At 55.9% G+C, this 12,568-nt stretch carries 7 protein-coding genes; 1 reads left to right on the plus strand and 6 read right to left on the minus strand.

All coding sequences use genetic code 11. The annotated features are described in order from the left end of the window. Positions 1-397 precede the first annotated feature (397 nt). Positions 398-2,005, minus strand: coding sequence for a M10 family metallopeptidase (locus POR16_RS13715; RefSeq protein ID WP_005894016.1), 1,608 nt, complete (start codon positions 2,003-2,005; stop codon positions 398-400). Positions 2,006-2,504: 499 nt separating this feature from the next. Between POR16_RS13715 and POR16_RS13720 the strand changes: the two genes are divergently transcribed. After that, complete coding sequence (locus tag POR16_RS13720; RefSeq protein WP_024669398.1) at positions 2,505-3,815, plus strand: sensor histidine kinase; 1,311 nt, start codon at positions 2,505-2,507, stop codon at positions 3,813-3,815. Positions 3,816-3,848: 33 nt separating this feature from the next. Here the strand turns inward: POR16_RS13720 and POR16_RS13725 are convergent, their stop codons facing one another. The 5 genes from POR16_RS13725 to POR16_RS13745 form a co-directional block, all read right to left on the minus strand. After that, on the minus strand, positions 3,849-4,484 hold the full coding sequence (locus tag POR16_RS13725) for a glutathione S-transferase family protein (RefSeq protein WP_005894010.1): 636 nt from the start codon (positions 4,482-4,484) through the stop codon (positions 3,849-3,851). Between the two features lie 290 nt (positions 4,485-4,774). Beyond that, positions 4,775-7,288, minus strand: coding sequence for a calcium-binding protein (locus POR16_RS13730; RefSeq protein ID WP_024669399.1), 2,514 nt, complete (start codon positions 7,286-7,288; stop codon positions 4,775-4,777). A 50-nt stretch (positions 7,289-7,338) separates the two neighbouring features. Further along, positions 7,339-8,760 carry an HlyD family type I secretion periplasmic adaptor subunit gene (locus tag POR16_RS13735; protein WP_005894005.1) on the minus strand — a complete coding sequence of 474 codons (1,422 nt, stop codon included), beginning with the start codon at positions 8,758-8,760 and terminating at the stop codon, positions 7,339-7,341. Continuing rightward, positions 8,753-10,915, minus strand: coding sequence for a type I secretion system permease/ATPase (locus POR16_RS13740; RefSeq protein WP_122313012.1), 2,163 nt, complete (start codon positions 10,913-10,915; stop codon positions 8,753-8,755). The genes POR16_RS13735 and POR16_RS13740 overlap by 8 nt, the downstream gene beginning before the upstream one ends. Before the next feature lie 141 nt (positions 10,916-11,056). After that, positions 11,057-12,532, minus strand: a complete 1,476-nt coding sequence (locus POR16_RS13745; RefSeq protein WP_122357738.1) for a TolC family outer membrane protein — start codon at positions 12,530-12,532, stop codon at positions 11,057-11,059. Between the last annotated feature and the right edge of the window lie 36 nt (positions 12,533-12,568).

The following is a 12,568-nucleotide window of genomic DNA, read 5'->3' on the forward strand; positions in this document are numbered from 1 at the left end:
GAGCGCGGCGGCCTCAATTACAGTCGGTACGGAAGATGGCTTTGCCTCAATCAATTGGGATACCTCAGCGTAAGTATGTCTGTAATACGTCTGCGTAACGCTTGGCATGAACCTCGGTCAGCGCATTACAGGGAGCGTATGTCGACGCGTCAAGTGGGATTTGTTGGTTATTTTGATTTTGTGGCTTTAAATTTTGTAACAGCACCGTAGCGGTGCTGAAAACGCAGGCAAAACAATACCTCGCACTTTCACGGTGCGCGTTTGCATAGGCTGGAAAGGTCAAACGAATCCAGCGAACGCCGGGCTCAGACAAAAAAACGATTGAATGAAACAGTGCCATTCCTTGGCACTTCCTACTGGTTGAACAGTTCATTGCAACAGCGCTTCATGGCAGCAATCAGACCGCCAGATCCTGAGCATGAAAACTCGTCACGCCGACCAGCTGGATGTCAAAATCGGCATGCAGGTCGGCATTGACGTTGCCGGACAACACATGATCGACAAAGCGTAACTGGCCAGCTGCGGTAAACTCTCCGCTGCCGATGAAGGTGAACGCATCCAGAGCCTTGGTATCGATATTCGCGTCCATCTTGAGAAAGCTCAGTTTGTCGCCCTGCTGACTGTTGAAGTCCGTGATCACGTCGCTGTTCAGGCCTTTGCCTGTTTCAGACAGGTCATTGAATACGAAATGGTCAGCGCCGCTACCTCCGGTGAGAATGTCAGCCCCCTGACCGCCAATGAGCTTGTCATTACCACCGCCGCCAACGAGGATGTTGTTGGCGTCATTACCGGTCAGGGTATTGTTGCGATCATTGCCCAGTACCGTGAAATCACCCTCGCCTTTCAGGTGAACATTCTCGAAGTTCGCCAGCGTCCCGGTGTTGAGGTCGATCACCGCTGCCTTGTCGGAGGTATTGTTGTAAGTGATTTTCAGCGTATCTATGCCTTCATTGGCTTTTTCCTGTACCAACGCCAGCTCACCAACCTGATCGACCACGTAGGTGTCGTTGCCGAGGCCGCCGATCATGGTGTCCAGACCGCCACGACCATCCAGCACGTTCGCCAGCTCGTTGCCGATCAACGTGTCATCGAATGCGGAGCCGATTGCATTTTCGATATGCGTGCCATAGGCAATCGCCAGCCCCGAATTCATCTGGGTCGGGTTGTCCGGGGTGTGGTTGTAATCAAGAAACGCCTTGCCGATGGTGCTGAACTCCCCCTCATTAAGGTTGATCTTCACAAATGCCGCCTGATTGCTGGCATCGATAGTGTCCTTACCACCCGCGTCCCAGATGGTCTCGAACACCGACTGATCGGGCGCCCACTTATACACGTCGTTCTCGGTGTGATAGTGAGTGTTGGCACCATAGATGAACTGCATGGCTGCAACGTCCAGCAGCATGGGCGTGGTGGGCTTGAAGCTGTATTTATTGGTGTAGCTCATGATGGTGTAACGGGCGTCTTCAAACTTCGCGTCAAGCAATACATCGTTGTACTGAGTTTCTTCGAACGAATGCTTCAAACCGAGTGCATGCCCCGTTTCATGCATGAACGTCAGGTAATCGGGCGTACCTTTTCCAGGCACTGCCGCATCCACGTCGGGACCGATCCAGACGTCGCCCGACCTGCCCAGCGTGCCCGGCGCGTAAGCCTGGCCTAGCTCGGTGCCCTTCAGGCCCTTGAAACCACCGAAACGGATATCGCCGACGTTGTCAGGGGTGTCCTGAACCTCAGTGAACTTGATGTCCGCCACTGCGCTCCATGCGCCCAGCGCGCTTCTGGCCGCGTCCATTTGAGCGGTGGTCAGCGAGTAGGCGTCGCTGGGTTCCTGCGAGCGACTGTAGTCAGTGGAGTACACGGAATCTGCGGTATGAAAACTGTAGGTCAGGTTATTGCCGTTAGGCCCTTTCAGCCAGTATGGCCCCCACAGCAAGCTCGTGATTCGGTCATCGTCGGACCCCGCAGTCAACAGGTCGGCAGGGCTTGAATCATTTGGGCCAGGCATCGGCATTGCTCCTGAAGCGAGTAGACATTAGTGGGTCAGAGCTTGTGCAGAACAGCACAAACCCACGGCAAGTTTATTACACAACAGGCGTAATCTGGACACAATAAGTTACAACTTTAGCATTCGTGCACAACAACAGAATAATGACGAGGCGCCGAGGTTTTTTATGACAGTCATACTTCAATTCTTATTACGACCATACTTTAATAAACTTTTTAAGCGCCCCTTCTTTACATGCTTTTTAAACACACAGCCTGATGTTCACAGAGTTACCGTGCAACCGAGGAACACCGTACGTAGTTCACTGCTCGCTCAGCAGCCCCCCGACTGCATGCCCACTCCCCCGCAAAGCCGCCTGCGCCATGCTCTTCAGGGGCATACCCTATGGACGCACGCCGGAAGCACGGGCCGCGCTCCGGTCGCTGATAATGAGCCTTGCTGCCGCCTGTCAATCATAGGCATCATAGGGTCTCATTTCGTCATTAGTGCGATCGTCCTCATGGCCCACAGCCCTGCACCACTCCCAGCTAACGAGGAAGATCGAGTCCTGTCGCTCGAGCATCTCAACGTCCTGGACAGCCTCCCGGAACGGGACTTCGACGACATAGTGCTGCTCGCCACCACCTTGTGCGATGCGCCCATAGCGCTGGTGTCGCTGATTGATCGTGAGCGTCAGTGGTTCAAGGCCTGCATTGGTCTGGATGTCCGGGAAACCCATCGCGATCTGGCCTTCTGTGCTCACGCAATCCTGCAGCCTGACGACGTGATGGTGGTGGAAGACGCCACCACAGACCCCCGCTTCAGAGAAAGCCCACTGGTTCTGGGGCCGCCCTACATAAAGTTTTATGCAGGCGCGCCGATTCGCACTGAAGACGGCCACGCACTGGGTACAGTCTGCGTGATCGATATCTGGCCGCGCGTCCTGACCGAACAACAGCGCCTTGCGCTGCAGGCACTGGCGCGACAGACAGGAGCACTGCTGGAAAATCGCCTGCTCAACGAACAACGCGATCGCCATGCTGCAGAGCTGACCTTGAGCCTCGAGAACGCCCAGAGCCAAAGCCTGGCACTGGAACGTAATTTGCGTCACTCACAGCGGGTGTCTTCGCTGGGCATGCTCACCGCCAGCATCGCGCATGACTTCAACAACCTGCTTCAGGCGCTAAGCGCCAGCCTGCAACTCATCAACATGCGCTCGCGACGTCCACGAGATGTCGAGACGTTCAGCAACAGCGGGCTGCAAGCGGTGGAGCATGGCCGTCAACTGGTAACTCGCCTGCTCAACAGCGTCCGTCAGGACGGTCACGAACTGATCTGCATAGATGTCAGTGAGCGGCTTGAGGCCGCCCGTGACCTTTTATGGCGTTCGGTAGGAGACCAACTCGAACTGACGTTCGACTTCTCAGCCCGTGGCTGGGGCGTTTTGTGTGTCGAAGCCCAGCTTCACGCAGCCGTACTGAACCTGCTGGCCAATGCCCGGGACGCCATGTCGGGGCCAGGCAAGGCGCATATCGCGACGCGTTTTGAATCCGTCAAGGACGAGCCGCGCCTGCAGGCGGGTGACTATGTGGTGCTCAGCGTAAGTGATAACGGCGCCGGCATGGTCGACCATCTCAAGGATCAGATATTCGAACCCTTTTTCACCACCAAGACCTCCGGCCTTGGCACCGGGCTGGGCCTGGCGCAGGTTCAGGAGTTCGCGGTGAACGCAGGCGGCGGCGTACTCGTCGAAACCGCACCTGGCAGTGGCACCACCATGCACCTCTACCTGAGGATACTGGGCCAGATCAACTCGGAGAGTCAGGGTTAGGCTTAAAAGCACGCCGAGTCCGCAGCAGGTGTTTCAGGTGTCTTCACGCCAGTGACGCTGCGCAACAGTCTTTACCACCGGATGGGCATCCACCTGCATCAACAACGCGTAAAAATCAGGCCGAAATGCCTGCAAATGCTCGCGGGCCTCGCCCCATCTGGTTACTACAGCAGTAAGCATCTCAACTGCGCCTGGTGCACCTTGCTGCCAGCCTGAAGGACGACCGAAAAGATCAGCGAAAGTCGCCCAGCTCTCGTTCAGGCGCGCCCGCGCACCGGATTCAAATCGTGCCTGCAGAACGTCATCCGCACCCGGCAACCAGCGTAGCGGGTAGTCGATAAGCCCTATGGCGGCATAGCAATTGCTGGCTATATAGACCAGCGCACGCAGCGCCTGGGCCCGCAGCCCTGAGTCTTTTGGCAAAAGACCGGAGCCTGGGAACTCCAGACCGAGGTAAATCAGAATCGCAACGCTTTCCGTCAACACACTGCCATCGGGCAGCACCAGCGTTGGCACTTGCAGCAATGGATTGACCTTCCTCAATGCCTCTTTGCCCGACCCCTCCTCCCATGAACACGCATTCACAAGCTCATAGGGAACAGCACACTGCTCAAGCGCCATTTCGATGGCTGCCGAGCCGGAGTTTTCAGTGCCGAATAATGTGTACATGGCGGTTTTCCTGTCACATATAGTTAGAAGAAGTGCTTGTACCTGATGCCCAGCTGCGTTTTATAAAGGGCAAATTGTCATGTCTTCGAGGCCCAGGCAGACAATGCGATGCAGGGCATGATGACCCGGCAGACAAATGCTTTTGCAGTTTCTGCAGGCGGGTGAATAGCATAAGTACGATCAAATATTAGAAACTCCGACACCCGACGTTTTATGTGAGCCAAGGATACGCAGCTGCAGGAAAACTCCAGGCTGTCACAGCTAAGATAGCTCGACAGCCTGGATAACGGTTATTGCCAGTTGCTGGCAATAACCACGTCCAACGATGCCTGATAGCTGTCGGACAACTTAAGTTCCCCGGCAGCAGGAGGCGCGAACGCGGCCATGGCTTCGACCAGCTGATCAACCTGGCTTCCCATCAGGACTTTGCCGTCGGCGGTACGGAATTGCTCAATCTTCTGAGAATCTTTCCAACTGTCCGAGCTCCAGAAAGACCAGTTCGATACCGTCACTTTATCAGCAGTGCCAATGACACCGACTTCCAGATCCCAACCGTTCTTGCTGAACCACAATTGATCTGCCGCAATATCTGCGCCGAATTGCAGTACATCAGTGTTGGCATCAGGATCGAAATCGTCGATAACGTCTTGACCGTCGCCTCGCTCAAATTGGTAGAGATCATTACCCAGACCGCCGCTCAGTCGATCATTGCCGGCCCCACCTGTCAGAGTGTCGTTGCCTGCATCGCCATAAAGCTGATCGTTACCAGAGCCCCCCGACAGAATGTCGTTGCCGCCCAACCCGTGAAGTTCGTCGTTGCCATCCAGACCCGCCAACGAATCAGCCAGCGCATCTTTACCGTAAAGGACATCGTCGCCCTGACTGGCCATACCACTACTCATCGTTGTGATCGCATCAGCTCCCCAGGTTGTTCCATCAGAGAACTGAATCTGCTCGACCTGGGTCGAGCTATTGGAAAACCATCCAGACACCGTAAGCTTGTCGGTTGCCCCTGCGATGCCTACATACAGATCGTATGTACTGCGGCTTAGCTGGATGTCGGCAGGCGTAAGGTTTTCTGCGATCTTGATGACATCCAGATTGCCTGCAGTACTGTCGTAATCGCTGATCCAGTCTTGTCCGGCGCCACGATAGAAAAGATAAGTGTCGTTGCCAGCGTCACCATAAAGGCTGTCATTGCCGGCGCCACCATCAAGGGTGTCCGCACCTGCACCACCGTAAAGCGTGTCTTTGCCGGCACCGCCATTGAGCGTGTCATTACCCGACAAACCGTAAAGTTTATCGTCCCCACCCAATCCGTTCAGGATATCGGCAACGGACTCATCCCCTTGCAGAACGTCGTTGCCTTCACTTGCAACGCCTTTGACCATGGCTTTCAGGGTCGCAACATCCCAGAGAGTGCCATCCGCAAACTGAACTTGTTCGACCTGCGAATCGGCAGAATAAAACCAGTCGCGAACCGTTATTTTGTCCGATGTTCCGATAATTGCCAGTTCGAGGTTGTCTCCTGTTCGCGAGGCCTTGATATCGGTTGAAGCAATACCTGACGCCAGTTTGATCGTGTCGATATTGCCGGCGGTCCAGTCGCTATCAAAGATCACATCCTGACCGCCGCCACGCTGAAACAGATAAGTATCATTGTCGGTGCCGCCATAAAGCGAGTCGTTGCCAGCGCCGCCATCCAGTGTATCGCGCCCCATTCCGCCATCAAGCATGTCATCGCCCGCGCCGCCCAAGAGCACATCGTTGCCGGCAAGGCCATAAATCTGGTCGTTACCGCCCAGACCATCGAGCTGCTCACTGGTTTCGTCCCCATAGAGCGTGTCCGCCACTTCACTGGCAACTACCTGCGAAAGACGTTTGAGATCGGTTGGAGACCAGACGGTCCCGTCAGCAAATTCGACCCGTTCAATCTGCGCGCCAGGGTCGGTATAGCTGTAAATCTTCATCCAGTCTGTCGTGCCCTTGATGGACAGATAAAGATCCGAGCGCTCTTGCTTCACGACGACATCATCAGGAGCGATATCGGCAGCCACCTTAATGATATCGACGTTGCCGACAGTGGTATCGTACTCAGTGATAGTGTCTTGCCCCATCCCTCTGTAGAAAAGATAAGTGTCGTTGCCTGTATATCCCGACAAATAGTCATTACCGGCACCGCCGTCCAGGATGTCATCGCCCACATCACCGCTTAGGGAGTCGTCGCCTGCACCGCCATTCAAGGTGTCGTTGCCTGCTCCTCCATACAACCAATCGTTACCACCCCCTCCGCTCAGCAAGTCGTCGCCTTCCTCACCGTATAACTTGTCGTTGCCATTGAGGCCATCGAGCACATCGGCCCCGACATCGCCATACAACGTATCAGCGGCATCGCTGGCGACGCCGCGAGTCATGGTTTTCAAGGTATCGACACCCCATACCGTCCCGTCAGCGAACTCGACACGCTCCACCTGATAGTTGATGTTATTGAAGAGCGTGACTGACATTTTGTCCGTCGTGCCCTTTATCGAGAGATACAAATAGTTGCCATCACGACTAACCATCACATCGGCGGGTGCAATATCGGCAGCGACCTTGATGGTATCGATATTGCCGACGGTCCAGTCGAAATCAGTAACTGTATCTTGCCCCATACCTCGGTAGAACAGGTAAGTGTCATTGCCGAACTGACCGGACAAGCTGTCATTTCCCGCACCGCCATCCAGGATGTCATTGCCCGACGTACCATAAAGCCAATCGTCGCCACTCTGCCCGTTGATAAGAGTTGCCGTTGTATCGCCCATAAGAGAGTCACCGCCTTGAGTTGCTGTTATTGATCCGTTTTTTTCACGTACTACCTTTCCCTGAAACTCTCCTGTGCATGCTGCTGCAACGGACTCAGGAAATACTCAATTACCCGACGCTTGTTCGTCTTCACTTCCGCCGTCACTGCCATACCCGGCGACAACTTGATGTCCACGCCATTTACGTTCAGCGTGTCGCTGTTAAGGCGAATCTTGCTGCTGTAGATCAACCCACGCTTTTCATCTTCGATGGCGTCATTGGAGACGCTGATAACTTCGCCTTCTATCGTGCCGTACTTGGTGAAAGTGAACGTCTCGACCTTGACGGTAACGGGCTGGCCAGCACGGACGAAACCGATGTCCTTGTTCTCCAGCATGGCTTCCACTTCCACCGGCTGGCCATCAGGGACGAGAACCATCAGCGGTTGTGCGGGGGTGACGACGCCGCCGACGGTATGCACGGCCAGTTGCTGGACAGTGCCGTCTACCGGCGCCTCGAGAGTGGTGAGGTCTTCCTGATAACGGGCCTTGGTCAAGTCCTGATTGAAAGATGCGATTTTCTGGTCGGCCTGTTGCAGCAAGTCGAGCATGGCGCGGCGGGTCTGGGCGACTACGCCTTCGCGACGACGTTCTGCTTCCTGTCGGGCGGCAGTGGATTGCAGGACGCTGGCTTGCTGCACGCTCAGTTGGCGTTCAAGGTCCAGGCGCGCCTGTTCCTTTTCAAGGTACGCGTGGCGGGCGATGTACTGCTTTTTCAGCAGGTTTTCGTAGTCACTGGCCAGCTTGGTGGCGATAGGCAAGGTCTTCTGCAGGCTCATTACCTGGATGCGTGCCGCCTGGATATCGGCCTGGCGTTGCTGAATCTCGGCATCGACCAGGTCCAGGCTGCTGCGGTATTCCTGATACTGGCCCTGCAACCAGCGCTCAGCTGCCATCACATGCATCGGGTCGGCATCGACAATAGTGCCGGCCAGATCCCGAGGCGGTTTGCGCTGGTTGATTGCGTCGAGCATGGCTGCCGCCCGCGCACTGTCAACGCGTGCAGCCAACAGGTCACTGCGAACACGTCCCACATCGGCATCGGCTGATGTGGAGTCCAGTTCCAAAAGCAACTGACCCGCCTTGACCGATTGCCCGTCACGCACATGAATCGCCTTGACCACCGCCGTTTCACTGGACTGAATGGTTTTGGTCTTGCCGCTGGGAATGATTTTGCCGCTGGCGGTGGCGACTACATCAATCTTGCCCAGACAAGCCCACAGCAGCGCCAAGGCGGCAAATAGCATGATCGCCCACATAAAAATACGCGGCGCGGGGTGGCTCGGCTTGTCCTGCAACTCTAGCGCAGCGGGCAGAAACTGCACTTCATGCGCCAGGCGCCTGGGCGCTTCCATTTCACGGCGCTGACGCCAGGATTGCCGCCAGACACGGCGATAGCGCTGTAAAAGCCCGGTGGATTCGGCTTTAGACATGACTGCCTCCTTGCTGCAAGCGGTGGAGACGCGAGTAGTGACCCGCTTGGTGGGTCAGCAATTCGGCGTGGGAGCCCTGCTCTACAATTTGCCCGCGATCCACGACGACGATGCGGTTGGCATCGCGAACGGCGGACAGTCGATGCGCGATGATGATGACCGTGCGCCCTTTGCAGATAGCCTGCATGTTCTGCTGAACAATGCGTTCAGACTCATAGTCCAGCGCACTGGTGGCCTCGTCGAAGATCAGGATTCGCGGGTTGCCCATCAGGGCACGAGCAATAGCGATGCGTTGGCGCTGACCGCCAGATAACGATGCGCCGTGCTCGCCAACCATCGTGTCGTAACCCTCCGGCAGCTCAAGGATGAAGTCGTGGGCGCCAGCCAGTTTGGCCATTTGCATCACCGCTTCCAAAGGCGCCCCGGCATCACTCAGGGCGATGTTTTCGCGGATGCTGCGGTTGAACAGCATGTTGTCCTGCAGTACCACGCCGATCTGGCGGCGCAAGGACGAAACGTCTGCCAGGGCCAGGTCCATGCCATCGACCAACACCCGACCGCGCTCCGGCACATAGAGGCGCTGCAACAAACGCGTCAATGTGCTCTTGCCCGAACCGGAACGCCCCACCACACCGATGACTTGCCCCGGCGTAATAACAAGGTTGATACCTCGCAGGATCTCCGAACCGTCCGGGCGATAGCGAAAATGCACCTGATCGAACTCGATACGCCCTTTGATAGGTGGCAACGCACTGCGATTGACTTGCGAAAGTTCGTTACGGGTATTGAGGATGTCGCCCAGACGCTGGACCGATACACCGGTTTGCTGGAAGTTGGTCCACAGTTGGGCAAGGCGCATGATCGGTTGAGCGACACGACCGGCCAGCATGTTGAACGCAATCAACTGCCCCACCGAAAGCTGGCCGTCAATCACCAGACGTGCACCGAACCACAGCGTTGCGACAGTTACCAGTTTGCCGATCAGCGAGACGCTTTCATTGGCGATGGTCGACAGGTTCTGGGTTTTGAAGCCCGCAGCAACATAACCCGCCAGCTGGTTGTCCCACTTTCGAATGGCTTGCGGTTCTACCGCCATGGATTTAAGGGTGTCGATACCGTTGACAGTTTCGACCAGAAACGCCTGATTCTCTGCACCACGAGCAAAACTGTCGTTGAGGCGTTTGCGCAAAACCGGAGTGATAAGCACCGACACCAGAATGTAGAGCGGCAGGGACAGCAATACGATCAACGTCAGCCAACCGCTGTAGTAAAACATCACCGCAATGAACACCACCGAGAACAGCACATCCAGCAACAGGGTGATGGCATTGCCGGTCAGGAAATTACGGATGTTTTCCAATTCGCGAACACGCGCTACCGAATCACCTACGCGGCGCGCCTGAAAGTATGAGAGTGGCAACGTGATCAAGTGACGAAACAGCTTCGAACCCAGCTCTACGTCGATGCGGCTGGCGGTATGCGCAAATACGTAGGTGCGCAAGCCGGACAGGGCCGACTCGAACAGCATGACCCCGGCAAGGCCAACAGCGATGACGTCAAGAGTCGTCAGGCCGTGATGGACAAGTACCTTGTCCATCACTACTTGAAAGAACAGCGGTGTGATCAGCGAGAAAATCTGCAGGACGAAGGAGACCAGCATCACTTCAACCAGCAACTTCCGGTATTTGACAATGGCAGGAATGAACCAGGTGAAATCGAAACTTGAAGACTCGCCCGGCGTGCCGGCCTCCGAGCGAATAAGTAACAGCTGTCCGGTCCAGCGTGCCTGCAAGGCCTCGAAGGTAATGACTTCAGGACGCTGAGCCAATGGATCGTGAATTAACGCCTTGCCTTGATCGAGGCGCGCAATGATGAAGAACCCGCCGTTGTTGTCCACTGCTATGGCGGGGAGTGGTGTACGGTCCAGACGCTCAGTGTTGGTCTTGGCCGCTTTGGCTTTCAAACCGAGTTTGCGGGCTGCCAGTAACAAGCTGTCTTGCGACAGGGATTGATCAGGACTACCAAACTCATGAGCCAGTTGCTCTGGCGAAGCCGCTACCTGATGGAAGCGCGCAAGCATGACCAGCGAGGCCAGTCCGGTGTCGAGACGAGGGGCATTGTCAGGCGTCCGAGCGCCCATTTCCGAATCATTCATTGCGCGTCCCTGCCGACATGCCTTGAGGTCGGCAGTCTCATCAGATGTTCAAATAAGAGTGTGAGTTACTTTCGTGGGTGTGATGCTTGCAGCGTCAACATCGCCAAATCTCAATGTTTGAGGCAGGCAATGCCAACACCTTCAACTGCCTGTCGGCAAAAAATCACGGGCCGGGTCGTAGTCCTGTTTCAAGTAGCGCGCCAGTGCTTTCAAGTCATCAGGACTCAGGGTGCCTGCCGCCTGTTTAAGCTTCAGGTTGTCTAGGATGTAGTCATAACGAGCGTCGTTATAATCACGCACGGCTGCGTACAGTTGACGCTGAGCGTTGAGTACATCCGCAATATTGCGCGACCCCAGGTCAACACCGACCTGATTAGCCTCCACCGACTTCTGCCCGGAAACGATGCTCTGGCGACGGGCGATGATCTGCTCTATGCCTGCGTTGATACCGCGAAATGCATTGCGGGTATTCAGTACGACTTCACGGCGGCGGTCCTCCTGTTCGTCCTGACTCTGATAAAGACGCTCGGTGGACTCTTTGATCTGGGAATTGGTCATTCCGCCCGAATACAGGGGAATATTAAGTTCAATACCGACGCTGCTTTGCGCTACCCGGTCGCGATAACCATTACTGCCGAAGTCAGTGGGATTGCTGTACCCAAAACTATCGTTATCACCTTTGCGATACGACGCTACTGCATCAATCGTGGGCGCATGACCAGACTTTCGCTGGCTGAGCGTGTGCGTCGCGGCACTGACTGCGTATTCGCTGGCCTGAAGTTCCAGGTTCTGTCGAACAGCAGTGTCCACCCAGGCTCGGGCGTCGTTAGGCACCGGCGCCTCTACGGGTAACTGATGCCCCATACCGGCAATAGCGCTGTATGTGCGCCGCGTCAGGCGCTCCAGCGCTTCATAGGCATCATCCACTTTGCGCTGAAACTGTTGCCGATCGGCGCGGGCATTGTCGTAAGCGGCTTGGGCATCGTACACATCAGTGATACTTGAAGCTCCATCCTCAAGCCGCCCCTGCGCCTGATCGCGCTGGCGCAGCAAGGCAGCCTCTTCCGCCTGAGCTGCGGCAAAAGCGTCCAGTTGCCTGAGTATTTCGAAATAGGTCTGAGCAGCCGTCAGAATCAGGTTTTGTTCCTGAGCGGCAAGTTCGAGCTCGGCCTGGATGACACTTGACTGCGCCGCCTTCAACTGGAACCAGCGATCAATACGGAACAACGGCTGACTGAGATTCGCCCGAACAGTTGTACCGCTTCGCTCGCGGCTCAGGGCAGGCTCGTCACGCTTCAAGCCCGTCACTTCGGTTGTCGCGCCGGCAGTCAGGCTCGGCAATAGCCCTGCGCGCGCCTGCGGGACGGCTTCAATCTCTGCCCTGTAAGCGTGGCGCGCAGCAGACAATCGAGCATCGTTATGGGATGCAGCCTCATAAACGCCCAAAAGATCTGCTCTCTGCCTTGGCATATCCCGGCCTTGGCTACCAGCACCATACACAGCGCTTTTATCAGCGGGCGCAGGAGCCGCGAGCAAAGGAAGTGCGACGATAGAGAACAAGAAAAGCAGCGTTGTTTTGAAAGCATCAACGTACACAGTGCGTCCTTGCGATAGCATATTGACATCAAAAAGTTGGGCAATCCTGGAACGCCA

Source organism: Pseudomonas coronafaciens pv. oryzae str. 1_6 (assembly GCF_000156995.2).
GTDB classification, from domain to species: Bacteria; Pseudomonadota; Gammaproteobacteria; order Pseudomonadales; family Pseudomonadaceae; genus Aquipseudomonas; species Aquipseudomonas tremae.

Coding starts and splice junctions, on each gene's coding strand:
- POR16_RS13715 (WP_005894016.1), bottom strand. CDS start 2,005: ATGCCTGGCCCAAATGATTCAAGCCCTGCCGACCTGTTGACTGCGGGG.
- POR16_RS13720 (WP_024669398.1), top strand. CDS start 2,505: ATGGCCCACAGCCCTGCACCACTCCCAGCTAACGAGGAAGATCGAGTC.
- POR16_RS13725 (WP_005894010.1), bottom strand. CDS start 4,484: ATGTACACATTATTCGGCACTGAAAACTCCGGCTCGGCAGCCATCGAA.
- POR16_RS13730 (WP_024669399.1), bottom strand. CDS start 7,288: ATGGGCGATACAACGGCAACTCTTATCAACGGGCAGAGTGGCGACGAT.
- POR16_RS13735 (WP_005894005.1), bottom strand. CDS start 8,760: ATGTCTAAAGCCGAATCCACCGGGCTTTTACAGCGCTATCGCCGTGTC.
- POR16_RS13740 (WP_122313012.1), bottom strand. CDS start 10,915: ATGAATGATTCGGAAATGGGCGCTCGGACGCCTGACAATGCCCCTCGT.
- POR16_RS13745 (WP_122357738.1), bottom strand. CDS start 12,532: ATGCTATCGCAAGGACGCACTGTGTACGTTGATGCTTTCAAAACAACG.